Below are 24,915 nucleotides of genomic sequence, written 5' to 3'. Positions count from 1 at the left end.
TACAAGGTGACAAACAGCGATATTTTGCATAAGCCATTAGAAAAATTTGGGGGTCTGTGTCGTGCGTCCCTACTTACCACTAAAAGCCCTGCGTGCCTTTGAAGCGTCGGCCAGGCACCTGAGTTTTACCCGAGCGGCTGCCGAGCTATGCGTGACGCAAGCGGCCGTAAGTCATCACGTAAAACTGCTGGAGAGCCAGTTGAAGGTAGCACTGTTCACCCGCCTGCCGCGCGGACTGATGTTAACGCAAGAGGGCGAAATGCTACTGCCGGTCCTCAAGGCGTCGTTTGATCAGATTACGCACACGCTGGATCAATTAGGCGAGCAGAACTACCGGGAGGTATTGAATGTGGGCGCGGTGGGCACGTTCGCCGTCGGCTGGTTGCTGCCCAGGCTTGCTGACTTTCAGGAGCGCTATCCGTTTATTGATCTGCGCCTTTCGACCCATAACAACCGTACGGATATGGCCGCGGAAGGGTTCGACTTTGCTATCCGCTTTGGAACAGGCGCCTGGCACGGTATTGCGGCCCAGCCCTTGTTGCCAGCCTCGCTGTCGGTCATGTGCACGCCTGACATCGCCACCCGGCTAAAGACGCCGGCTGATGTCGTGGGTGAAACATGGCTACGCTCTTATCGCACCGATGAGTGGACGCAGTGGCTACTGGCGGCGGGGTTATCAAGCAGTGTTTCTGTGCCAAGAAGTATCGTGTTTGACTCTTCTATTGCCATGATAGAAGCCGCACAGCAGGGCGTAGGCATCGCCCTGGCACCGCCTTCAATGTTCTCACGCCCGCTCACCAGCGGTGCTTTGGTGCAACCGTTCAGCACCGCGGTGAGTTTAGGCGGGTACTGGCTGACGCGCTTACAGTCGCGGCCAGAAACCCAGGCCATGGCCTGTTTCAGAGAGTGGCTGACCTTAGCAACCAATGCCTAGTGGCTATGGCTATGCTCGCTGTGATCATGACCGTGGTCGTGGTCGTGGTCGTGGTCATGATCGTCATGTGCATGGTCGTGGCCGTCATGCGCATGGTCATCATGGCCCGGCTGGGCCAGTGCTTCGTGCAGCACTACCGCATTGTGGCGCATCATGCCAAGGTAGGTGCTCGCTTCGCCCTCGGAAGAGAGCGCATCGGCATATAGCGTTCCGGCAATCGGCAGGCTCGTCTCTTCAGAAAGCTGCTGAATGACCGCAGGATTGGTCATGTTTTCATGGAACAGGGCTTGTACGTTCTGGTCGTTGATCACGTCCACCAGCTCGGCCATGCTGGCGCCGCTGGGTTCTACTTCGGTCGATAAGCCGGTAGGTGCCAAAAAGTTGACGCCGTAAGCATTCGAGAAGTAGCCAAAGGAGTCGTGGCCAGTAATCACGCTGGTTGAGGCCGGGATTTCGCTGATGAGCTCACGAATTTCAGCATCGACTTCTGCCATGCTGGCCAGGTAGTTATCGGCGTTAGCCCGGTACTCATCGGCGTTAGTTTCATCGGCCTCAATCAACCCATCACGGATGTTGGCAACGTAAATCCGCGTTTGGGCCATATCCTGCCAGGCATGAGGATCAAATTCACCATGCGCATGGTCGTGTCCGTGGTCGTGCCCGTGGTCGTGCCCGTGGTCGTGATTATGGTCATGATCGTGGTCATGCCCGTGGTCGTGTCCATGACCATGGTAGTCGAGCTTGTTAATGCCATCGGTGGCCGTTATCAATGCGCCGTTGTAGCCGCTGGATTCAATGAGCCGCTCCATCCAGCCTTCGAACAGTAGGCCGTTGAACACCACAAGGTCTGCTTCTGTCAGTGCGCGTGCATCGCTTGGGCGAGGGGAGTAGACGTGCGAATCACCGTCAGGCCCCACCAGCGATGTTACTTCAACGTGCTCACCGCCCACGTTCTCGACCATATCGGCCAGGATGGAGAAGCTTGTCACCACCTGAACGCGGTCTGCTGCGATGGCCGCGGGCAGTGCCAACATGGCGGATACGCCAACCAATAAGCGCGAAGATAACCGTAAAGACATACCGACTCCTGTTGAATGATGTTACGTAGATGCCTCAGCATTGAGCGGGGCTGTTTTACGCCTTAGCCGGGCAGCCAGGCTGTGGTAGCGCCCAAACATCGCCGAGAAAAGATAGCCCACGCCGGCCAGCAGAATAATGCTCGGCCCCGAAGGAATATCCAGATGAAAAGAGAGCAGCAAGCCACCGGTACTGGCGACCATGGCGATCACGACCGCAATCGCCATTAGCCCCTCAAGGCGCCTGCTCCAAAAACGCGCGGCGGTGGCGGGCAGCATCATTAAACCCACCGCCATCATCGTGCCCAGCGTTTGAAAGCCCGCCGTCATGTTGAGCACCAGCAAGGCTAAAAACACGCTATGCACCCAGCCGTTGCGGCGGTTTTGGCCGCGTAAAAAAAGCGGGTCCAAACACTCCACCACCAGCGCGCGGAAGATGATCGCCAGGGTCACCAGAATCAGCGTGCTGATGCCTGCAATCAGTAGTAATGCGGTGGAGTTAACGGCCAAAATCGACCCAAACAGAACGTGGGTTAAGTCAACGCTGCTGCCTCCCATCGAGATCAGCATGACCCCCGCCGCCAGCGAGATAATAAAAAAGCTCGCCATGGCCGCATCTTCACGCTGGCCGCCTATCTTCGATACAGCTCCGGCAAGTAGCGCTACCATTAACCCGCACAATACGCCGCCAATGCTCATAATGGGCAGCGAGAACCCGGCCAGTAAAAAGCCGATTGCCACGCCCGGCATAATGGCGTGCGCCAAGGCATCGCCAATCAGGCTCATGCCGCGTAGCACCAGAAAAACGCCCAAGGGCGGGGCCGCAATGGACAGCGCTAACCCACCGACCACCGCGCGGCGCATAAAGCCGTAATCAAACGGCGCAATTAGCCACGTGTTAAGCAGTTCCAGCATGGTGCTCCCCCAGCGTAAAAGGTACTGCCTGGGCGGGCAGTGGCTGATGATGTAGTTCACTGGGTGCCACCCAGCGGGCATGGCCGCCGTTTAACATCAATATTTCATCGGCCAGGCGGCGTAAATGGTCCATATCGTGCAGAACAATAATAATCGTCGTACCGTCATCGGCCATCTGGCGCAGGATACGGATTAAAATATCGACCGTGTCGCTGTCCACGTTGGCAAAAGGCTCATCCAGCAGTAACAGCTCGGCTTCCTGCATCAACGTACGCCCAATCAAGGCCCGCTGGCGCTGGCCACCGGAAAGCTCGCCTAACGGGCGGTGAGCCAAGTGCGAAATACCCAAACGCGCCATGATGTCGCGACCTTTACGGTAGTGCGTCGCACAGTAGCCTTTTAGTGCCCCATGGCTTGGCCAGCTGCCGGTCATGACCAACTCCTCCACACTCATGGGAAAGGTTAAGTCCAGCGCCAACTGCTGGGGCAGCCAGGCACGGCGTTCAGAAGGAACGCTGCATATGACGTTGCCGCCTGCCGGGCGAAGTTCGCCCATAATGGCTTGGATCAGAGTGCTTTTACCGGCCCCATTGGCACCCACTAACGCCGTAATAGCCCCCGGCCTGATATCGCCATCCACATGCTCAAGCACGGTGCGATGCCCCTGGGCCAAGTGCAAATTCTTAAGCTGTAAGCGTGATGTTGTGCGCTGACTCATTTAGGCCACCCACCAGCCCACACCACCAGCGCCCACAGCGCTACAAGCGGTATCGTCACCAGTAGCAGCCGTTTCGTGGCCGACAATGACATTAAAGAGAAGTGGCAAGGCCCCTCCCGGTTATGGCGGTGCGTGCGATGACTCACAGAGTACCCTCTTAATAATAGAATAAGTTATAACATAACAATTGGCGAAGCCAAAAAAATTGCTGAATATTTTACGTGCTTACCGCGTCGTGACAATGACAAACGCGCGTACACACTCATCCCAAAGTAACTTATCCACAGGGCGTTTTAGTAACGCCATGTAGCGCTAATCTGCTGGGGAGAGACCAGCAGCGCATACTCGCCGTCCATCGTCACTGGGCCAAGCGAAACGCGGGCGGGCTGAAAGCGGTTAATAGCGGAAGACGCCTGGTTGGGCTGGGTCCAAATCTGAAGTTCATTGACCAGCATGCCCATGGCAAAGTTCATCGCCCCGTCGCGCTCGCGGCCATCGGCCGCAATAATACCGCCCGCAATGCTGTTGATCACCAGTGAGTTCACCCGCTCACCCCAGCCACGGCGTGCCCGTTCGGCCTGGGCAAGTTCCAATCCCAGCGCTTGCACACCGCTTAGCTCGCCACGGGCTTTTAAACGCTCGTACTGCGCCAACGCCGCCTGGTGTGGCTGGCTATCCAACAACACCCCGCCAAGCGCCAAGGCTGATTTCACCACACCGATCCGCGCATCAAAACGGTCATCGCGGTCGCTTGCTTCGCTGGCCTGGTAAGCATCCACCACAAGGCTTGCGCCATAAATACCTGTCCAACCCCACTCCCACACATTGGCCTGCCGCGCACCGCGCTCAAATACATCGTCATAACCCGCCCACTCATCGGTTGTTTGCGCCAAAGCTGGCAGTGCCACAACGCACAGCAGTACGCCTAAAAGAGGGTGTAAACGCATCGGGAAAGTCCTGTCATCAAAGGGGGATGGCATTAAGCGTAGCATGTACTGGAAGGGGATTTTCACGGAAGCCTGACGTTAAGTATGACTAAGGTCAATGGCGCTTAAAGGCGAAGGATGGTTAGATGTTGAAAAGAGCAAGAGGCGCACGTAATGGATGATTTCTCACCATCAGATCTAAAAACTATCCTGCACTCCAAGCGTGCAAATCTCTATTACTTGCAGCACTGTCGGGTGCTGGTCAATGGTGGTCGTGTTGAGTATGTCACCGATGAGGGGAGCAAATCGCGCTACTGGAATATCCCCATCGCCAATACCACCTCGCTACTTTTGGGCACCGGCACCTCCATTACCCAAGCTGCTATGCGCGAACTGGCCAAAGCAGGCGTGTTGGTTGGGTTCTGTGGGGGTGGTGGCACGCCGCTGTTCGCTGCCAATGAAGTCGATGTAGACGTCGCTTGGTTGACCCCGCAAAGCGAGTACCGGCCCACCGAGTATCTTCAATACTGGGTGCGCTTCTGGTTTGACGATGTAAAGCGCCTAAACGCCGCTCGGGCATTCCAGCAAGCCCGTTTAACGCGTATTGAAGCGCTTTGGACAAACCGCGTAATGAAAGATGCTGGATTCAATATTGATAAGGAGCATCTACACAGCGCACTTCATCACCACCGCCAAGCGATCACACAAGCGCCCAGTACCGTGGATTTACTGACGCTGGAAGCACGCTTAACCAAAACGCTCTTTAAATTGGCGGTTAATGCCACCGATTACGGCGACTTCACCCGTGCCAAACGTGGCACAGGCGCCGACCCCGCCAACCGCTTTCTCGACCACGGCAACTATCTGGCTTACGGCTTGGCCGCGACCGCCACGTGGGTGCTGGGCATTCCGCATGGCCTTGCCGTACTGCATGGTAAAACCCGCCGGGGCGGCTTGGTGTTTGACGTGGCAGACCTAGTCAAGGACGCCGTTATTTTGCCTCAGGCGTTTATCTCCGCCATGCGCGGTGATGAAGAACAAGAATTTCGCCAAGCATGTATTGAGCGCTTAACGCGCACTGAATCCCTCGACTTTATGATCGACACGCTCAAGGACGTGGCACAAGCGCTAGGGAGCGGTGAACCATGAACGTGCTGCTGATTTCCCAGTGCAATAAAAATGCGCTGAAAGAAACCCGCCGCATTCTCGACCAGTTCGCCGAGCGCCGTGGGGACCGCACTTGGCAAACGCCCATCACCCAAGCGGGGCTGGATACGCTGCGTAAACTGCTGCGCAAATCCGCCCGCAAGAACACCGCCGTGGCCTGCCACTGGATTCGTGGCCACGACCACAGCGAGCTGGTTTGGGTAGTGGGGGATGCCGCGAAGTTCAACCGGCGCGGTGCTACGCCGACCAATACCACGCGGCGTAATATCCTGCGTGCAGAAGACGAAAACGATTGGCACAGCGGCCAGCTGATTCATCTGCTGGCCTCGGTGGCCGCGCTCTTTCACGATTTGGGTAAGGCCAGCGAGGCCTTTCAGCTTCGCTTGCAGGGCAAACTTGAAGGCCGCAATCGTTACCGCCATGAGTGGGTATCGCTGCGCTTGCTGGAGGCTTTCGTTGGCGAAGATGACGATGCTGCGTGGCTTTCTCGTCTTGAAAGCTTCGATGAAGAAGACGATGCCCACTGGCTTGAAACCCTCCGGTGTGACGCGCCGGATGATTCGGGGCAAGTGCAGCCATTCGGTCATTTACCTCCGTTGGCAGCGGCGATTGGTTGGCTGATCGTCAGTCACCACCGTCTTCCCGCTTTACCCGCTTACGATGATGATGGCAACCAGAAATGGCTAGGCGCCAAAGCGCCACTCAATACAGGTAATTTGCCAACGTTGCCAAAGGCTATTACCGCCGCTTGGAACGAGCGCGTGGAACCCGCTGCCGAGAAAGACGTAGCCCCTTACTGGCGCTTTCTTCACGGCTTGCCGGTAACGGAAAAAACGTGGCGCGAGCGGGCACAGCGTTTGGCCCGCCAGCTAGGAAAGTTACAGACTGCACAGCCCCCGCTTGAATCTCCTTACGTGATGCACTTGGCCCGTATGGCATTGATGCTGGCGGATCATTACTACTCCAGCCTGACGGGGATGGGGCGGCTAACCGGGCCTTGGAAGAAAACGCTGTATGCCAATACGGCAACGGTTAACGGCAAGCGCCAGATGAGCCAGCCATTAACGGAGCATTTGCTGGGTGTGACACGTGCAGTGGGGGAAATTGTTCACCGCTTACCTGATATGACCAAGGCGATGAGTGGTATTACCGGGCATAAAGGGTTTAAGGCCCGTAGTAAAAACCCGCGTTTTCGCTGGCAGGATAAAGCCTATGATTTAGCCGTAGGCTTGCGTGAGAAAAGCCACCGCCAAGGCTTTTTCGGTATCAACATGGCCTCGACTGGGTGTGGCAAGACGATTGCCAACGGGCGAATCATTTATGGTCTGAGCGAGCCTGACCTTGGCGCGCGCTTTTCGATTGCGCTGGGGCTTCGCACGCTAACGCTGCAAACGGGGCAAGCCTACCGTGAGCGCTTGGGGCTGGGCAGCGATGATCTTGCAGTACGCGTGGGCGGGTCTGCCAGCCGTGCGCTGTTCGAGCACCTGCAGGCGCAAGGTGGTTCGGATTCGCGGGCTGATTTGTTAGACGAGCAAAGCCATGTTCACTTCGAAGGCAACGTGGATACGCACCCTCTCTTGAGCAAGGCGGTGGCCGATCCTCGTGCACGTTCCCTCATCTGTGCCCCCATTCTCGTTTCTACGATTGATCATCTGGTACCCGCCACCGAAAGCCTGCGTGGCGGCCATCAGATCGCCCCGATGCTGCGCCTGATGAGCAGCGACCTGGTGCTGGATGAGCCGGACGACTTCGATATTGCTGATTTGCCTGCGCTTACAAGGTTGGTCTATTGGGCGGGCATGTTGGGTTCAAAGGTACTGCTTTCTTCCGCCACGCTGCCTCCTGCGCTAGTTCGCGGCCTTTTTGACGCCTACCGAGAGGGCCGTGCTGAATACCAGCGGCACCGGGGTGAGCCGGGTGCGCCCGTCGAGCCGGTTTGTGCCTGGTTTGATGAGCACAGCTGCACACAGGAAAGCTGTGCCGATGGCGCACGCTTTGATGCCGCACACGATACGTTTGCCCGCAAGCGTGCTGCCAAACTAGCGTCTCAGCCGCCACTACGCCGTGGTTACCTCGTGCCTTTTTCGGCGCCTTCATCACTGGAAGCCATCGCTGGCGCTTTGGCACAAACGGTAATTGACCAAGCCATCGCGTTGCACAAGGTGCATCACACGCAAGATCCGCAAAGCGAAAAACGGGTTAGTTTCGGTTTGGTACGCATGGCCAATATTGCGCCACTGGTCGCCGTGGCGCAGGCGCTTTATCGATCCGAAATTCCCGACGGTATACAGGTTCATCTATGCGTTTACCACTCGCAGTTTCCACTACTGCTGCGCTCGCGGCTGGAGGCGAGGCTTGATCGTGTGCTGGACCGCCGAGATGAATGGGGCGTTTTTACGCAGCCGGATATTCAAACGCAGTTAAAGGGCGAGGCAGCCGATCACTTATTTATCGTATTGGGCTCGCCCGTTACTGAGGTAGGGCGCGATCACGATTACGATTGGGCTATCGTTGAGCCGTCTTCCATGCGCTCGATTATCCAACTGGCAGGGCGCGTTCGCCGCCATCGTCCAACGGCTGTCAGTAAACCCAATATCGCGCTGCTTGATACCAACGTGAAACATCTTGAAGGAAGGCGACCCGCTTTCAGCCACCCAGGCTTTGAGACCGAGCAATTCTGGCCATTAAGTACGCACAGGCTCACCGATCTGCTACGTGAAAATGAAATCGATCCGATTGATTCACGTCCACGCCTGACACTCGCTGAGTCGCTTGCCCCCACCGGCAAGCTGGTTGACTTGGAGCACGCGCGGCTGGCCTCGCTGATGGTTGAAGGCGCAGAGCCGTCAGACGCGCCAAGGCGACGCAAGCGCCGGGGCGAGGCGCCCAAGGTCGATCTCGGTGCTTATCTTTTCTATCGGCCTGCCTCGATGACACTCAGCGCCGCTGCTCTACAACACGCCCCATTTCGCGAGGATAACGCCCAAGAGAGCGAATTTGTGCTGCTGCCGGATGAGGCGGAAGAGGATTACCTGTTTTACAGCATCGAACAGAGCGGCCTTGAAGAGAAGCTGACCCCTGCAGAGCGAGAACTGGATCGGTTGCCGGATACGCTATTGGAAAATCCGCGCATCACGCCTTGGAACGAACCGGACTATATGACGGCTCTTACAGAACAAGCGGACGCCGTGGACATGAGCCTTGAACGCTGCGCCAAGCGCTTTGGCCGCATTCGACTGAAAACCGACTACGCCCCTTACGGATGGCATTTTCATCCTGCGTTGGGGTTTGTGAGAAAAAAGTAAACTCAAACTAAAAACAGGGGAAAGGAGCGTTATGACTGAACCACCAAACGAAACGTTATCGCTTAAAGCGCTTATTCATGACTTCATTCAGAACCGCTTTGCGACCAAAACAGAAAAGCTTACGCCGGATGATCCCGTCTATCTCAAGCTACAAGAGCAGTTCGCGCCGCAAACTTGGCTGGCCGATGCCGCGCGGCGTGTCAGTCAGCTTCAGGTCGTCACGCATTCGCTCAAGGCGGTCCATCCGGATGCCAAGGGCACCAATCTTTACGTGGAGCCCCGCTCGCTTGACCAAGGTGATCTCGTAGGTAGCCACTGCCTTCCTGAAAACTTCCAAGGGGATGTCACGGGAAACGCAGCCGCCCTTGATGTCTACAAGTTTCTGAAGCTCGAATGGCAAGGACGTTCGCTGCTGGAACGGGCGCTTGACCAGGATAGTGAACTAATCAATGCGCTCAGTAAGGACCGTGAAGAAGCGCAGGAGTGGGCGCGTGCCTTTGCCAATATCGTTGAGCCAAAAGGAACGCCTAGTTCACATGCGCGGGGCAAACAGGTGTACTGGCAGGTGGGTGATGAGCCTGCCGATGACGCCGGTTATCATCTACTGGCTCCGCTGTATGCCACCGCCTTGACGCACCCGTTCCATGCCCAGCTCAGCGAGGCGCGCTTCGGCGAACACGCCAAGGGCGGGCGCAAGGCCCGCCGCGATGGTGCTGCCTTCGAGGGTGGTTACAGTGACTATCTCAATCTGGCCGTACAGAAGTTGGGCGGCACCAAGCCACAAAATATTTCTCAGCTTAACAGCGAGCGTGGTGGGCAGAATTACCTGCTTGCTTCGCTCCCGCCTCATTGGCAATCACGTGACATCTATCCACCCATGCGCGAGGCATTTCGAGCCTTTAAGCGCCGCCCTAACGCTTGGAAAATTCTCTACGAGCTAAAACGCTTTTTAGAAACTGATCCCGCCAAAAACATGCACACGCGAGATCTTCGTGATGACTATACCGCCATGCTGGTCGACGAGCTGACGCTATTTACCTTTGACATGCACTCACTAGCGCCCGGTTGGACCACTGATAAAAAGTGTGAGCTGGTCGCCGAGGAAAAGTTTTGGCTTGATCCGGGGCGTGCGGATATAGATGCCGACTTCGATCAGGCTCGACGGCAATCCAATTGGCACGAGGTTATCAGTGATCGTGCGGCAGGATGGCTCAACCATGAACTTGGTTATAAAAGTAAGCTGAGCATGGGTGATCCCGAACATGCCTACTGGCAAAAGCAGGTTGGCGCAGTCATTGAAGATTTCCACCGGCAGTTGGGCGATCTGCAAGACGCTTTGCGCGACGATGACGAAAGCCTCTTGGGAGAGCCCTCATGATTGATCATCTCCTTTTGCTTCCTCGGCTGCGTATCCAGAACGCCAATGCTATTTCCAGCCCGATGACCTGGGGCTTTCCCGCCATGAGCGCGTTCGTCGGCGTTCAGCAAGTGCTGGAGCGCAACCTGCCCGACGACATCAAACTGGTCTTTAACGAGATTGGTGTGGTGTGCCACCACATCGAGCCACAAGTGACCGAAGGCGGTTTCATCAAGGCGTTTCACTTGACGCGTAACCCGGTCGACAAGAGTGGCGCTACAGCCGCCATTGTTGAAGAAGGGCGTGCGCACTTGGAAGTCAGCCTATTGATTGGCGTGGAGTCGGAAGGCGACGACCTTGGCAGTGCCGAGCGCCGTCGTGCTATTGCGCAGACGTTATACGAGCAGGTTCAGGGCATGCGTATCGCGGGTGGCAGCGTCATGCCTTCGCTCGATACTCAAAAGCGCCACCGCCCGGAGCTGATCAGCTTTAGCGCCATTGAAGTAGACAGAAAAAAACAGTGGCAGCGCCTCAAGCGTCATCTTCTACCCGGTTTTGCACTGGTGCTGCGTGACGATCTACTTGCTGAACACACCGCCACGCTAAAAGCTCACGATGCAAGCGCCACGGCGCTGGACGCCTGGCTCGACCTCTCCCGGCTTAACCACGAATGTCACGTCGAGCAGGTGAAGGGCAACAACGACGACAAAGAGAAAGAGGTGGTGCGATGGAACGTGCGCCGCCCTTACCCCGGCTGGCTAGTGCCGATTCCGGTTGGCTACGGTGCTATCTCGGAGCTATACGCGCCCGGCGATGTTACCAACGCCCGCGACCCTAAGGTGCCATTCCAATTCGTGGAAAGCCTCTACTCCATTGGCGAGTGGGTAAGCCCGCATCGCTTTCAAACACCCGAGGATCTGATGTGGTTCGTGGAGAACGACCTGGATCGCGGTATTTATCGTCTGCAAAACGACTACTCCAAGCGCTGACACAAGACTAATCAAAGGGGAAACGACATGGCCAAGAATGACACACTCAAAACCGCTTCTGTGCTCGCTTTCGAGCGCAAGCTCGATCCTTCCGACGCGCTGTTCCGTGCCGGAAACTGGGAAGACCGCGCGCAGGTGGCACAATGGAACTTCGTACCGGTACGTGAAAAATCGGTGCGCGGTACGATTTCCAATCGTCTGAAAGCCAAGGACCAAGACCCGCTCAAACTCGATGCCGCTATTGAGAACCCCAACCTCCAAACAGTAGATGTCGCGACCTTGCCTCACGACGCCGATACGCTGGCGGTTCGCTTTACGCTACGGGTACTGGCTGGCGCCGGTACACCTTCTGCCTGCAATAACGCTGAATATCAGAAGAAACTGGCGCAGACAGTATCGGGCTACGTGAGCGAACACGGCTTCGACGAGCTGGCTCATCGCTACGCCTGCAATCTTGCCAATGGCCGCTTCCTGTGGCGCAATCGCATGGGCGCTGAGGAGGTTGAGGTTGTCGTCAGCCAGATGAAGGAGGGCCAGCCGGAAAAGAGCTGGACTTTCGATGCACTTGGACAATCCACTCGCGACTTTAGCGGCGATAAACAGACCCAAGAGCTGGGGGCCGCTATCGCCCAAGCGTTGGCAGGCAAGCAGTACCTGTTGCTTGATGTTGTCGCGTTCGCCCGTATTGGCGCCGGTCAAGAAGTATTCCCTTCGCAGGAACTGATTCTGGACCGCTCCCGTGGCGACAAGAGCAAGACGCTCTACAGCATCGGCGCCGACAAGCGGGCGGCTATTCACTCCCAGAAACTTGGGAACGCCTTGCGCACTATCGATACCTGGTACCCGGCGCCGGAAGATGGCGGCGATCTAGGCCCCATCGCTGTCGAGCCCTACGGCTCGGTGACCACACAGGGTACGGCTTATCGTCAGCCTAAACAGAAAGTGGATTTCTACAACCTGCTGGATAACTGGCTGCTGAAAGACCAGGTTCCGCCCGCCGAGCAGCAGCATTTTGTAATGGCCACCCTGATTCGCGGCGGCGTGTTCGGCGATGCGGGGTAAGCCATGGATCACTATATCGATATCCGCCTAAGGCCAGACCCGGATTTTCCCGAGCCAATGCTGATGGGCGCGCTTTATAACAAGCTGCATCGGGCGCTTTTCGATCTGGAATCAAATGCTATCGGCGTCAGCTTTCCGCTGTGTAAACACGGCGTTCGCGCCCGCAGCTTGGGCGGGCACCTACGCTTGCACGGCACCCAAGCGAGCCTTGAACAACTGATGGCTGTTCAGTGGCTAACCGGCATGCGTGATCACGTTAGTGTTAGTGACGCGTTGGCGACCCCGACCAATGCGAAGCATATCAACGTCGCGCGCAAGCAGTTCAATACAGGAAGCCCCAGCCGTGCGAAGCGCTATGCCAAGCGGCATGACATTTCAGAAGAAGCAGCGCGTGATATCTACGCAAAAGTAGCGGAAAAGCGTATTGAGCTGCCGTTTGTGCAGATCAATAGCCGCTCTACACAGCAGCGCTTTTGCTTATTCATTGAACATGGAAAGCCGCAGGAAAAAGCGGTGGCAGGCACATTTAACCATTATGGATTAAGCAGTAGCGCCACCGTGCCCTGGTTTTGACCCTTTTTCTTTGTATGAATAAGGGCCGCGATTAATCAACCACTTAGCGGTATCTCCCAGAAAAGGGTGATACCGCTTTTTTTGGGCAAAGCTCTTTAACAATCAGTAGATTATTTTTGGTAAGCTCTAGTTCGCTGCCGCCCAGGCAGCTCAGAAAACCCAGCCCTGTTAACGCAGGGCTGTAACTTGGTTCGCTGCCGCCCAGGCAGCTCAGAAACATGGCACGGCTAGGGCTGTAGGCCTCGCTGGGTTCGCTGCCGCCCAGGCAGCTCAGAAAAGCAAGAGATGATCCCGTTTGACAGCTTCCAGGTTCGCTGCCGCCCAGGCAGCTCAGAAACACAAACTGCCCTGAGCAGCTGACAGAGAAGCGTTCGCTGCCGCCCAGGCAGCTCAGAAATCCTGAATACATGTGTCGCGAGCAATCTTCTCGTTCGCTGCCGCCCAGGCAGCTCAGAAAATAGAACAGGAACTCGCTACCCGTCGTTTTGTGTTCGCTGCCGCCCAGGCAGCTCAGAAATCGCCATGGCTGGGACAACGGTTGTTGGTATTGTTCGCTGCCGCCCAGGCAGCTCAGAAATTGACCCAGCAGCGTATCGGGCAGATACGGCAGTTCGCTGCCGCCCAGGCAGCTCAGAAATATCATCAAACCATCGTCCTGCTTTAGGATATGTTCGCTGCCGCCCAGGCAGCTCAGAAATAAGTGCAATACACTCTGGCCGTGGTCATACCGTTCGCTGCCGCCCAGGCAGCTCAGAAAGTTTGCAAACTGGGGAATCGTGCCATTACCGTGTTCGCTGCCGCCCAGGCAGCTCAGAAAGCGTCAGTCATGGGGATGCAGGTATGGTAACCGTTCGCTGCCGCCCAGGCAGCTCAGAAATACAAATCAAAAGCCGCCGCCGTCCTGCTAACGTTCGCTGCCGCCCAGGCAGCTCAGAAAAATCTGCCAGACCGTCGCGCACGCGCCGCACGGTTCGCTGCCGCCCAGGCAGCTCAGAAAACGCGGCCGGGGAAGTTTTCAACCTGAGTTCGGTTCGCTGCCGCCCAGGCAGCTCAGAAAAGACACAGGAAAGATGTACTTTAAACCAAGGCGTTCGCTGCCGCCCAGGCAGCTCAGAAATCTGGATACTCCGTCAACAGCTCCAGCACCTCGTTCGCTGCCGCCCAGGCAGCTCAGAAAGATACGTTTGCCGCAGCGCGCACGCCAATATTGTTCGCTGCCGCCCAGGCAGCTCAGAAAAAGGAGGCGTGTTGATCGAGCGATATCAAATAGTTCGCTGCCGCCCAGGCAGCTCAGAAAGATGGAGTCCACGATTGATGCGCCCATGGCGAGTTCGCTGCCGCCCAGGCAGCTCAGAAAGTTAATAACGCAGGCGGTATAGGCTTTGTGGCGTTCGCTGCCGCCCAGGCAGCTCAGAAATTTCCTACTTGGGCGCTGAGATCAAAACCTTCGTTCGCTGCCGCCCAGGCAGCTCAGAAAGTTAGCGACAATGAAACCGGCACCGTAGCTGTGTTCGCTGCCGCCCAGGCAGCTCAGAAAACGAAAGTTGAGCGGCAACTCAAGAACGCCACGTTCGCTGCCGCCCAGGCAGCTCAGAAAAGATCGACATCTATGCCGATTGCGTAAAGAGCGTTCGCTGCCGCCCAGGCAGCTCAGAAACGAAATGCTCAGCCCTGAGCAATTTCTTGCCGGTTCGCTGCCGCCCAGGCAGCTCAGAAAATGCGAAAACCGATTACATTTACGATGTGGAAGTTCGCTGCCGCCCAGGCAGCTCAGAAACTGGTCAATTTGTAACTGCGCAGCCAGTGCCTGTTCGCTGCCGCCCAGGCAGCTCAGAAAGAGATCATGCTGCATAGCTCGGAAGAGTACACGTTCGCTGCCGCCCAGGCAGCTCAGAAAGTGCGAAAACCGATTACATTTACAATGTGGAAGTTCGCTGCCGCCCAGGCAGCTCAGAAAACGGAGTGAATCAGGCCGTTGATTTCCTGCCAGTTCGCTGCCGCCCAGGCAGCTCAGAAAATGTGGTCGCTGACGCTCGACGGAATTGCCGTGTTCGCTGCCGCCCAGGCAGCTCAGAAATCACGGCGCACATATCCATCATCATGATCATGGTTCGCTGCCGCCCAGGCAGCTCAGAAATCAGTGGGCGGCCTTGGTCTTGCTGCTTTTCTGTTCGCTGCCGCCCAGGCAGCTCAGAAATGCTGCGTGACGGCATCCATGCTGCGTCCAGCGTTCGCTGCCGCCCAGGCAGCTCAGAAATATAATTCCGAACAGGGCTTTCCTGCCCGGTGGTTCGCTGCCGCCCAGGCAGCTCAGAAACTGAAGGCGCTACATTTACGGGGAGCGAGGAAAGTTCGCTGCCGCCCAGGCAGCTCAGAAATACCGCCTGAGTACAACCCGCCTTTTCAAAAGGTTCGCTGCCGCCCAGGCAGCTCAGAAAAAGCAGATCGATGTCGTTTTCAATCGCATGGAGTTCGCTGCCGCCCAGGCAGCTCAGAAAACTTCGCCGACGTTCTCGACGACAAAGCGCAGGTTCGCTGCCGCCCAGGCAGCTCAGAAAAAGACGTATCAGCTGTGTACGACCCGGAAACCGTTCGCTGCCGCCCAGGCAGCTCAGAAAGTTTAGCGATGCACCGGGTGCAATCATCGGGAGTTCGCTGCCGCCCAGGCAGCTCAGAAAAGCAGCGAGCGGGGAAGTGGCGCACTGGATAGGTTCGCTGCCGCCCAGGCAGCTCAGAAAAGTTGAAGATGCGGGAGGGCGAGGTATGAAGCGTTCGCTGCCGCCCAGGCAGCTCAGAAATGTTCATCGGTCAAGTCATTGGCTTCTGCCAGGTTCGCTGCCGCCCAGGCAGCTCAGAAAAGCAAATCCAGCGCGATGTGATCGATCATCTGGTTCGCTGCCGCCCAGGCAGCTCAGAAACCAAAACAGTCGATGAGTTGCGTGCGCTCGTAGGTTCGCTGCCGCCCAGGCAGCTCAGAAAAAGAAGATTTTGAACAGTTAGACTTGCGTTTAGTTCGCTGCCGCCCAGGCAGCTCAGAAATGTTCGGGTGACGATCGGTCAGCAATAACAGGGTTCGCTGCCGCCCAGGCAGCTCAGAAAAACAAGGCGGCCACCATGGCGTGTTCGGTGACGTTCGCTGCCGCCCAGGCAGCTCAGAAAAGGCGGGTAGTCGGGCATCATGCTTTCACCCAGTTCGCTGCCGCCCAGGCAGCTCAGAAAGACGCCGCCGTGTGGGCCTTTGAAGAACATCGGTTCGCTGCCGCCCAGGCAGCTCAGAAATCTTGATCAATAGCGCGAATGCGGTCCTGCTGGTTCGCTGCCGCCCAGGCAGCTCAGAAACCCTCTATATCTGGCTGTGATGGGGAGGGTGAGTTCGCTGCCGCCCAGGCAGCTCAGAAATGACGGCTAACTTTATTCTTAACTGCAACCGCGTTCGCTGCCGCCCAGGCAGCTCAGAAACTGGGCTTTGCCATTCGCTTTTAAGTACGTGTGTTCGCTGCCGCCCAGGCAGCTCAGAAAACTGGACTACCCCTCGTCGGTAGCCGCTACCAGTTCGCTGCCGCCCAGGCAGCTCAGAAAAAGGAAAAGCATTACCCTCTGGGTAACGGAGTGTTCGCTGCCGCCCAGGCAGCTCAGAAATGAGCCGACGATCTTCGAACGTGCAGCTCAGCGTTCGCTGCCGCCCAGGCAGCTCAGAAAATGGATGAAAATGATGGTGTGCGCACACGATTAGTTCGCTGCCGCCCAGGCAGCTCAGAAAATTGCTGGATTAGCGCATCAATTTCCTCTTCGGTTCGCTGCCGCCCAGGCAGCTCAGAAAACCCGGCGCACCCGTAGGTGCCCCGCGCACGGGTTCGCTGCCGCCCAGGCAGCTCAGAAAAGCTCAAACAGGCCCGCCGCAAGTACCGCGAAGTTCGCTGCCGCCCAGGCAGCTCAGAAAATCATGACGCCACTGAGCAGGGCATGGGAACACGTTCGCTGCCGCCCAGGCAGCTCAGAAAGTCACATCTTGCCTCACCTCGGCGAACTCGTCGTTCGCTGCCGCCCAGGCAGCTCAGAAACAAACCCACGACGGCCAGCGCCTTCATGTAGAGTTCGCTGCCGCCCAGGCAGCTCAGAAAAATTCTATGCCTCAGCGCCGACAAAATAAGCTGTTCGCTGCCGCCCAGGCAGCTCAGAAACCCCGAACAGCTTGCCGAGGTTCGGCAGGCCAGTTCGCTGCCGCCCAGGCAGCTCAGAAATGCATGGCCGCGTGTACCTGCTAAAGGGCGGCGTTCGCTGCCGCCCAGGCAGCTCAGAAAATGGGGCACCGTGCGGCGCTGATAGGCTTCGCGTTCGCTGCCGCCCAGGCAGCTCAGAAAAATAGAAGGGGTGGCCCCCTGCGAGCCTAGTTGTTCGCTGCCGCCCAGGCAGCTCAGAAATAATTCTATGCCTCAGCGCCGACAAAATAAGCGTTCGCTGCCGCCCAGGCAGCTCAGAAACTGTGATGTTAATAGCCCTACTGGGGTTTCCAGTTCGCTGCCGCCCAGGCAGCTCAGAAATGCATAGCAGTGAGATTATCAACCTCGGCATTGTTCGCTGCCGCCCAGGCAGCTCAGAAACTAACCGAGAATGCTGGCCGCTAGCCTCTCCTGTTCGCTGCCGCCCAGGCAGCTCAGAAATGTTTGAGAGAATGGAGTCGCACCACAGAGAGGTTCGCTGCCGCCCAGGCAGCTCAGAAATGCAAGATGGATCGTTTGCATTGGGGGCGCGTGTTCGCTGCCGCCCAGGCAGCTCAGAAAAACGGAACATGGCCGCCATCGTCGGGAAGGCTGTTCGCTGCCGCCCAGGCAGCTCAGAAACATCCAGAGGATTGGGATTTGCTAACCCGCGAGTTCGCTGCCGCCCAGGCAGCTCAGAAATGAGCAACGTGCAGCGGTTCTTGAGCGTGAGTGTTCGCTGCCGCCCAGGCAGCTCAGAAAACAGCAACGTCGGCTTGATCCTGAATGCATGTGTTCGCTGCCGCCCAGGCAGCTCAGAAATGAATCTTAGAGCTAGTCTCTAAATAATCCTCGTTCGCTGCCGCCCAGGCAGCTCAGAAATTGATGCTACCGTCTTCATTAATAACATCGCAGTTCGCTGCCGCCCAGGCAGCTCAGAAACAGTTCTCTACCTTACGGATGGTACCAGTACCAGTTCGCTGCCGCCCAGGCAGCTCAGAAATGTAACGGATCACCCAGGGCAGACTGGAGTATGTTCGCTGCCGCCCAGGCAGCTCAGAAAACACACCAGATAATTAGCACATACGCTAATTAGTTCGCTGCCGCCCAGGCAGCTCAGAAAGAAATGCTCAGCCCTGAGCAATTTCTTGCCGAGTTCGCTGCCGCCCAGGCAGCTCAGAAATTTTCAATCAAACCCAACCAGTGCAGCGCGGCGTTCGCTGCCGCCCAGGCAGCTCAGAAACTTGCGCCGCCATGCGCTTCGCCCAGATCCGTGTTCGCTGCCGCCCAGGCAGCTCAGAAAATCTTCACGATCTGCTTTGATAGACCGTTAAAGTTCGCTGCCGCCCAGGCAGCTCAGAAATAGCGCATCGATCTCCTGATGGGCCTTGTCGCGTTCGCTGCCGCCCAGGCAGCTCAGAAATGCTTGGCAGCGTCGTTTAGACGATCCAGGTTGTTCGCTGCCGCCCAGGCAGCTCAGAAAGAGTTGGCAGAGTTAGGTTTAGCCAACCCCGAGTTCGCTGCCGCCCAGGCAGCTCAGAAACAGACAGGGCGCCGGTAGCTCTCAATGCAGGCGTTCGCTGCCGCCCAGGCAGCTCAGAAAAGCGGCCTATCAGTGACGGTCAAATCAATCTGGTTCGCTGCCGCCCAGGCAGCTCAGAAATGCCCAGCGCGCCGTGGGAATATTTGAAATAAGTTCGCTGCCGCCCAGGCAGCTCAGAAAATGGCGGGCGGGGTTTGGGTGCTGTGGGGAGTGTTCGCTGCCGCCCAGGCAGCTCAGAAATGGCCTTTTGTGTAGTAGCGGCCATCGTGATCGTTCGCTGCCGCCCAGGCAGCTCAGAAAAGTTTGAGACAACCGCCGAGGGCGCAATCCATGTTCGCTGCCGCCCAGGCAGCTCAGAAAATGACATATGAACACGAAGACGCAGAGCAAGATGTTCGCTGCCGCCCAGGCAGCTCAGAAATGCCAGTTATGCAGCGTGACGTTTTCGACACCGTTCGCTGCCGCCCAGGCAGCTCAGAAATAGCACGTTCTCGCCGCCTGCAGCGGTCATGGGTTCGCTGCCGCCCAGGCAGCTCAGAAAATCGGTGCCGAGGGCGTAAAGGCCCGACAGCCGTTCGCTGCCGCCCAGGCAGCTCAGAAACACTCGGTGCATCGAGTGTGTCAGCGCGGCAGGTTCGCTGCCGCCCAGGCAGCTCAGAAAAGCGCAGAGCTACCGCGCGCCGTTGTGCGTACGTTCGCTGCCGCCCAGGCAGCTCAGAAAACGGCATCCCTCTCCAGCTAGACCCACTGAAAGTTCGCTGCCGCCCAGGCAGCTCAGAAAGTAACCGAACGCGCCGGAGCCGAAGAACAGGCGTTCGCTGCCGCCCAGGCAGCTCAGAAAACCATCCGGCAGGTCGCCATCAAGCTCAGCTTGTTCGCTGCCGCCCAGGCAGCTCAGAAAACAAGGTTATCAACGTCTATGTTTGCACCTGTGTTCGCTGCCGCCCAGGCAGCTCAGAAAATAATCCCAAAGGCGCCAAATAGAACTACGCCGTTCGCTGCCGCCCAGGCAGCTCAGAAAGCGCGCATTTCACGCCCCAACCGGGCCTGTTTGTTCGCTGCCGCCCAGGCAGCTCAGAAACAGACGGCCGGGGGATGGAGCGCCTGCACGCAGTTCGCTGCCGCCCAAGCAGCTCAGAAAAGCAATCCACTGCTAAGGCTCTCGGAGTTAACGTTCGCTGCCGCCCAGGCAGCTCAGAAAATTCTTCGCTTGGCGGCTTTCAACACGTACCAGTTCGCTGCCGCCCAGGCAGCTCAGAAAGCGCAGCTAGTGCGAAACCGCGTTCATGAGCTGTTCGCTGCCGCCCAGGCAGCTCAGAAAATGTACCAATCCACAGTCTGCCCAAATCCTAAGTTCGCTGCCGCCCAGGCAGCTCAGAAATGAAATCAAGCCGCCAGTTTCAAAAGCTGCCGGTTCGCTGCCGCCCAGGCAGCTCAGAAAGACGACCCGATCTACGACCCCGGCATCACAAAGTTCGCTGCCGCCCAGGCAGCTCAGAAAATTGGTCAAGCGTGCGGAATATACTGGCACCAGTTCGCTGCCGCCCAGGCAGCTCAGAAACTCGATACTTTCCAATGTTCGATCCATGTTTATGTTCGCTGCCGCCCAGGCAGCTCAGAAACATGAGTAGCCAAGCCCTGCATTGTCACAGAAGTTCGCTGCCGCCCAGGCAGCTCAGAAAATCCACTCAGCATGGGCGCTGCAAAATGCGGCGTTCGCTGCCGCCCAGGCAGCTCAGAAAGTCTCACCGTAGTTGGAGTTAGCGGTTTTCCCGTTCGCTGCCGCCCAGGCAGCTCAGAAAATCTGGAATCAGAAAACCGCTGGGCAGGTTGGTGTTCGCTGCCGCCCAGGCAGCTCAGAAAGTTGGACGGCGCCGCGAATGCTGACCACCTCGGTTCGCTGCCGCCCAGGCAGCTCAGAAAAGATATAGAAGGGGTGTCAGATTGACACCCTAGTTCGCTGCCGCCCAGGCAGCTCAGAAAGCCGCCCACGCCGGTACTCGATAACATCCTGCGTTCGCTGCCGCCCAGGCAGCTCAGAAAAGTTCAAGCACGTCCCACGCACTAAACGCAGGGTTCGCTGCCGCCCAGGCAGCTCAGAAACGCATGATGCAGCTCGGCAAGCAGCAAGCGGTGTTCGCTGCCGCCCAGGCAGCTCAGAAATTCATCACGTTTTTCATAGCTAGCCTCATCAGGTTCGCTGCCGCCCAGGCAGCTCAGAAAATAAGTTAAACCTCCACGTAAGTAAGCGGTACGTTCGCTGCCGCCCAGGCAGCTCAGAAACCCGGGTCCAATCTATGAACCAGCTGAAGAAGGTTCGCTGCCGCCCAGGCAGCTCAGAAAGGACCGTATGAATTCAGAACAAGGGCTGCGCTGTTCGCTGCCGCCCAGGCAGCTCAGAAATGATCTTTCAAAAGATTTTCACGTCTCGCCAGGTTCGCTGCCGCCCAGGCAGCTCAGAAATGATACGCTGCTGCAGCATGAGGTTTTCGAGCGGTTCGCTGCCGCCCAGGCAGCTCAGAAAATTGACCACCCCCGGTTGTAACTGGAAGTGGCGTTCGCTGCCGCCCAGGCAGCTCAGAAATGAGACTCTCGCCCAGGTCGCAGAGGCCAGCAGTTCGCTGCCGCCCAGGCAGCTCAGAAACGGAGAAAAACAGATCACCCAGCCCCAGCTCCGTTCGCTGCCGCCCAGGCAGCTCAGAAATGGGACGACGCCACACCTACCGAGCGGGTAGAAGTTCGCTGCCGCCCAGGCAGCTCAGAAATCAATAACCGATTCAGAAAGCGTATGCAAACGGTTCGCTGCCGCCCAGGCAGCTCAGAAAGGACAGATGCAAGGCATGTTCGGCATGGGTGGGTTCGCTGCCGCCCAGGCAGCTCAGAAATGCTGGCTCAGGGGCGAAATGGCGGCATCCGCGTTCGCTGCCGCCCAGGCAGCTCAGAAAGTCAAACGCATGATTAAATTCACTCCAGTCAAGTTCGCTGCCGCCCAGGCAGCTCAGAAAAATAGCAACAATGGTCATGGCTGTCATGTGGCGTTCGCTGCCGCCCAGGCAGCTCAGAAACGCTTGCCGGGCGTAACAGTGCAGGGCGCTATGTTCGCTGCCGCCCAGGCAGCTCAGAAAGCGACCACGCACGTTGCGCAGGCTGTACACGCGTTCGCTGCCGCCCAGGCAGCTCAGAAAACAATCGGATTACCCTTCGATGATAGCGCTACGTTCGCTGCCGCCCAGGCAGCTCAGAAAGCTTGTCGCGCCGCAATAGCTTTGCGGGCGGTGTTCGCTGCCGCCCAGGCAGCTCAGAAAATCGACGGCAACGGGTAACGATATAGAGAGTGGTTCGCTGCCGCCCAGGCAGCTCAGAAAGACTGAATAAGCTATCACATAGCACACCCTACGTTCGCTGCCGCCCAGGCAGCTCAGAAAGCTCAATGGCATCGCTGGCATATCTGAATTATGTTCGCTGCCGCCCAGGCAGCTCAGAAATGATGATGCGCCTAGTCCTGACGTGTTGCGGCGTTCGCTGCCGCCCAGGCAGCTCAGAAAGCGACAGCGAACTAGGCCAGTTCGGCCTCACAGTTCGCTGCCGCCCAGGCAGCTCAGAAACGGAAAACGCCAACGGTGTTCGTACCGCCATCGTTCGCTGCCGCCCAGGCAGCTCAGAAAATCGCGCGGTCGCCCGTTAGCGCCACGAATCGGTTCGCTGCCGCCCAGGCAGCTCAGAAAAACCACTCTATGGAAGTGCTGCTGGATGATGGGTTCGCTGCCGCCCAGGCAGCTCAGAAAGGGAGCATGGCGGCAGTTATGCTCATGCCACAGTTCGCTGCCGCCCAGGCAGCTCAGAAATCGCAAAACCGCCATGCACTTGGACTGGGAGCGTTCGCTGCCGCCCAGGCAGCTCAGAAATGTACTCCCGCTGCTGCGTGTCTCGGGCAAGTGTTCGCTGCCGCCCAGGCAGCTCAGAAAAGCGCCTCGTCATCGAGCGGTTCCTCCAGCTCGTTCGCTGCCGCCCAGGCAGCTCAGAAAGATAACCAACGATGTGCTTATATCCGAAGGCAGTTCGCTGCCGCCCAGGCAGCTCAGAAACAAAAGAAAAGCCCCAGTTGGCGCTGGGGCTTGTTCGCTGCCGCCCAGGCAGCTCAGAAAGCAACAATCTCATTCCGTTTTGCTTCTGCCAAGTTCGCTGCCGCCCAGGCAGCTCAGAAAGCTCACCGGCACGCAACGCCACGTTCTTGGTAGTTCGCTGCCGCCCAGGCAGCTCAGAAAAAAAGGGCAGCCCAAAACGCCCAACGCCTCGCGTTCGCTGCCGCCCAGGCAGCTCAGAAAATCCAGCAGCTGCAGGTCAGCTGGGCGGCTGGGTTCGCTGCCGTCCAGGCAGCTCAGAAAAAGCGCACTGGGGAAGAGGTCAAGCGGCTTACGTTCGCTGCCGCCCAGGCAGCTCAGAAAAAAAGGTCGTCTAGCACTCCCTCTGGTGGCTTGTTCGCTGCCGCCCAGGCAGCTCAGAAAAGAAAGAAGCCCACTTCATGCACCCAGAACTCGTTCGCTGCCGCCCAGGCAGCTCAGAAAACCACCATCGCCGAAGAGCTGGCCAAGAAAGCGTTCGCTGCCGCCCAGGCAGCTCAGAAATTGATATCCGCCGCGCGGCCTAGCGTATGCTGGTTCGCTGCCGCCCAGGCAGCTCAGAAATCACTGATGCTATTGGCCTTCTTACGCCCTCAGTTCGCTGCCGCCCAGGCAGCTTAGAAAAATTCAAGTTCTGCCGGGGTGGTCATCGCTAGGTTCGCTGCCGCCCAGGCAGCTTAGAAACTGGGGCCACGGCTTACCATCCTTGACGTCGAGTTCGCTGCCGCCCAGGCAGCTTAGAAATCAGAAAACCGCGCTCTATCAGATCGCGCATGGTCCGCTGCCGCCCAGGCAGCTTAGAAATGTCGCTCAATCGCATGCCAGCCTGCGAATAGGTCCGCTGCCGCCCAGGCAGCTTAGAAAAAGCGCATAACAAACCGTTGGGTGCAGCGCTTGTCCGCTGCCGCCCAGGCAGCTTAGAAAGGAGATTGCTCGGGAGTTTGGTGTGGCCAAGCGTCCGCTGCCGCCCAGGCAGCTTAGAAAATGCGAAAACCGATTACATTTACGATGTGGAAGTTCGCTGCCGCCCAGGCAGCTTAGAAATGAGCGGTTACCCGTTTGGCGAGATCCGCCGCGTTCGCTGCCGCCCAGGCAGCTTAGAAAAATACCGCTAACGGCGGGGTCAGAGCTGGCGTGTTCGCTGCCGCCCAGGCAGCTTAGAAAAATCGGCATCAATCACCGGCTTGCCGGGGGAGGTTCGCTGCCGCCCAGGCAGCTTAGAAAAGGCATTAACTAACCAGTGGGTTATGCTGCCAGTTCGCTGCCGCCCAGGCAGCTTAGAAAAGCAGCTGGCCGCCGCTGAGAACGGCGAGATCGTTCGCTGCCGCCCAGGCAGCTTAGAAAACTCCCAGCGACGTAGCCCGTTCTGAGAGTCTGTTCGCTGCCGCCCAGGCAGCTTAGAAACGCCGGAATTACCGAGGAGCAGAAAGAAGCCGGTTCGCTGCCGCCCAGGCAGCTTAGAAATCAACGCTGGAGCTGCTGGAGCGCATTGCCACGTTCGCTGCCGCCCAGGCAGCCCAGAAACAGATGGTCATGGCCATGACAGCTTTAAGCAGGTTCGCTGCCGCCTAGGCAGCTGAGAAAAGACAAGCGTTACTATCTTTTAGCGCTGTCTTGAAATTAACGCTAGCGTTCAGCTTTAAGCAAAAGAGCCTCAATGGAGGCTCTTTGAAATAACGGTGTTGAAACTGCTTATTTATCCTTGTCCCAGTGTTCAAAGGCGCGCTTGTCATCGGGGAGCCGGACAATATCACCGATGTTGAGATCAGGAAGGCCTTTAATATGGTGGCCTTTGGTGTCCATGATGGCGGCAACGCTGCCAATACTCACGGCGTCTTCTTCTCGGTAGGCTTCCACTTTTACGTGGACAATTTTGCCTTGGTAGCGGGCGGATAAAATATCGCCGGTGCCAATGCGGGCGTGTTCATGGTGGTCGTTAGCAAACAGCTTGGATACGCTGTCTTTGCCGGGGTCTTCCCATTCGATATGTCGATGCATCATGGTTTCCTTGTAAGTGGGCCGAAAAACAC

The 24,915-nt window shown here is 57.5% G+C and carries 12 protein-coding genes and 1 CRISPR repeat array; of the genes, 7 read left to right on the top strand and 5 right to left on the bottom strand.

The annotated features are described in order from the left end of the window. Nucleotides 1-61 precede the first annotated feature (61 nt). Nucleotides 62-934: a LysR family transcriptional regulator gene (locus ACT3TJ_RS00525; protein ID WP_319643845.1), complete on the top strand. Its 873-nt coding sequence runs from the start codon at nt 62-64 to the stop codon at nt 932-934. Here ACT3TJ_RS00525 and ACT3TJ_RS00520 read toward each other — a convergent pair. The 4 genes from ACT3TJ_RS00520 to ACT3TJ_RS00505 form a co-directional block, all read right to left on the bottom strand. After that, nucleotides 931-2,013, bottom strand: coding sequence for a metal ABC transporter substrate-binding protein (locus tag ACT3TJ_RS00520; protein WP_444621347.1), 1,083 nt, complete (start codon nt 2,011-2,013; stop codon nt 931-933). The genes ACT3TJ_RS00525 and ACT3TJ_RS00520 overlap by 4 nt on opposite strands. Nucleotides 2,014-2,034: 21 nt before the next feature. After that, entirely contained in the window at nt 2,035-2,925 is an 891-nt protein-coding gene (locus ACT3TJ_RS00515; protein WP_193056580.1) for a metal ABC transporter permease, read from the bottom strand. Further along, nucleotides 2,909-3,643 (bottom strand): metal ABC transporter ATP-binding protein, encoded by a 735-nt coding sequence (locus ACT3TJ_RS00510; protein ID WP_193056579.1) that lies wholly within the window; start codon nt 3,641-3,643, stop codon nt 2,909-2,911. Before ACT3TJ_RS00510 ends, ACT3TJ_RS00515 begins: the two co-directional genes overlap by 17 nt. 293 nt (nt 3,644-3,936) lie before the next feature. After that, a complete protein-coding gene (locus ACT3TJ_RS00505; RefSeq protein ID WP_172117691.1) occupies nt 3,937-4,590 on the bottom strand; it encodes a hypothetical protein in 654 nt (217 codons plus the stop codon). A gap of 153 nt (nt 4,591-4,743) precedes the next feature. Here ACT3TJ_RS00505 and cas1f point away from each other — a divergent pair, with 153 nt between their 5' ends. From cas1f to cas6f, 6 genes are read left to right on the top strand one after another with little or no spacing between them, the layout of a single operon-like run. After that, a complete protein-coding gene (gene cas1f, locus ACT3TJ_RS00500) occupies nt 4,744-5,718 on the top strand; it encodes a type I-F CRISPR-associated endonuclease Cas1f (protein ID WP_193056578.1) in 975 nt (324 codons plus the stop codon). Next, the gene (cas3f, locus tag ACT3TJ_RS00495) at nt 5,715-9,041 is read left to right on the top strand and encodes a type I-F CRISPR-associated helicase Cas3f (RefSeq protein ID WP_193056577.1); all 3,327 of its coding nucleotides are present in this window, start codon (nt 5,715-5,717) and stop codon (nt 9,039-9,041) included. The genes cas1f and cas3f overlap by 4 nt, the downstream gene beginning before the upstream one ends. A 31-nt stretch (nt 9,042-9,072) precedes the next feature. After that, the gene (gene csy1 / locus ACT3TJ_RS00490; protein ID WP_193056576.1) at nt 9,073-10,419 is read left to right on the top strand and encodes a type I-F CRISPR-associated protein Csy1; all 1,347 of its coding nucleotides are present in this window, start codon (nt 9,073-9,075) and stop codon (nt 10,417-10,419) included. Beyond that, the gene (gene csy2, locus ACT3TJ_RS00485; protein WP_193056575.1) at nt 10,416-11,387 is read left to right on the top strand and encodes a type I-F CRISPR-associated protein Csy2; all 972 of its coding nucleotides are present in this window, start codon (nt 10,416-10,418) and stop codon (nt 11,385-11,387) included. The genes csy1 and csy2 overlap by 4 nt, the downstream gene beginning before the upstream one ends. Before the next feature lie 27 nt (nt 11,388-11,414). Beyond that, nucleotides 11,415-12,449, top strand: a complete 1,035-nt coding sequence (gene csy3, locus ACT3TJ_RS00480) for a type I-F CRISPR-associated protein Csy3 (RefSeq protein ID WP_193056574.1) — start codon at nt 11,415-11,417, stop codon at nt 12,447-12,449. 3 nt (nt 12,450-12,452) lie between these two features. Further along, nucleotides 12,453-13,022 (top strand): type I-F CRISPR-associated endoribonuclease Cas6/Csy4, encoded by a 570-nt coding sequence (gene cas6f, locus ACT3TJ_RS00475; RefSeq protein ID WP_193056573.1) that lies wholly within the window; start codon nt 12,453-12,455, stop codon nt 13,020-13,022. Nucleotides 13,023-13,151: 129 nt separating this feature from the next. After that, nucleotides 13,152-24,469: direct repeats of the CRISPR family, unit length 28 nt; unit sequence GTTCGCTGCCGCCCAGGCAGCTCAGAAA. A gap of 108 nt (nt 24,470-24,577) precedes the next feature. On the opposite strand, the gene ACT3TJ_RS00470 is transcribed toward cas6f, so the two are convergent. Then, on the bottom strand, nt 24,578-24,883 hold the full coding sequence (locus ACT3TJ_RS00470; protein WP_087108882.1) for a hypothetical protein: 306 nt from the start codon (nt 24,881-24,883) through the stop codon (nt 24,578-24,580). Between the last annotated feature and the right edge of the window lie 32 nt (nt 24,884-24,915).

This window comes from Halomonas sp. AOP30-A1-24 (assembly GCF_052378165.1).
Classification (GTDB): domain Bacteria; phylum Pseudomonadota; class Gammaproteobacteria; order Pseudomonadales; family Halomonadaceae; genus Vreelandella; species Vreelandella citrativorans.
Note: the sequence above shows the minus strand (reverse complement) of the source record. Positions and strands in the feature narration are given on the sequence as shown.

Excerpts from the sequence above, each read along its gene's own strand:
- ACT3TJ_RS00520 (WP_444621347.1), bottom strand. The coding sequence starts at position 2,013 with ATGTCTTTACGGTTATCTTCGCGCTTATTGGTTGGCGTATCCGCCATG.
- ACT3TJ_RS00515 (WP_193056580.1), bottom strand. The coding sequence starts at position 2,925 with ATGCTGGAACTGCTTAACACGTGGCTAATTGCGCCGTTTGATTACGGC.
- ACT3TJ_RS00510 (WP_193056579.1), bottom strand. The coding sequence starts at position 3,643 with ATGAGTCAGCGCACAACATCACGCTTACAGCTTAAGAATTTGCACTTG.
- ACT3TJ_RS00505 (WP_172117691.1), bottom strand. The coding sequence starts at position 4,590 with ATGCGTTTACACCCTCTTTTAGGCGTACTGCTGTGCGTTGTGGCACTG.
- cas1f (WP_193056578.1), top strand. The coding sequence starts at position 4,744 with ATGGATGATTTCTCACCATCAGATCTAAAAACTATCCTGCACTCCAAG.
- cas3f (WP_193056577.1), top strand. The coding sequence starts at position 5,715 with ATGAACGTGCTGCTGATTTCCCAGTGCAATAAAAATGCGCTGAAAGAA.
- csy1 (WP_193056576.1), top strand. The coding sequence starts at position 9,073 with ATGACTGAACCACCAAACGAAACGTTATCGCTTAAAGCGCTTATTCAT.
- csy2 (WP_193056575.1), top strand. The coding sequence starts at position 10,416 with ATGATTGATCATCTCCTTTTGCTTCCTCGGCTGCGTATCCAGAACGCC.
- csy3 (WP_193056574.1), top strand. The coding sequence starts at position 11,415 with ATGGCCAAGAATGACACACTCAAAACCGCTTCTGTGCTCGCTTTCGAG.
- cas6f (WP_193056573.1), top strand. The coding sequence starts at position 12,453 with ATGGATCACTATATCGATATCCGCCTAAGGCCAGACCCGGATTTTCCC.
- ACT3TJ_RS00470 (WP_087108882.1), bottom strand. The coding sequence starts at position 24,883 with ATGCATCGACATATCGAATGGGAAGACCCCGGCAAAGACAGCGTATCC.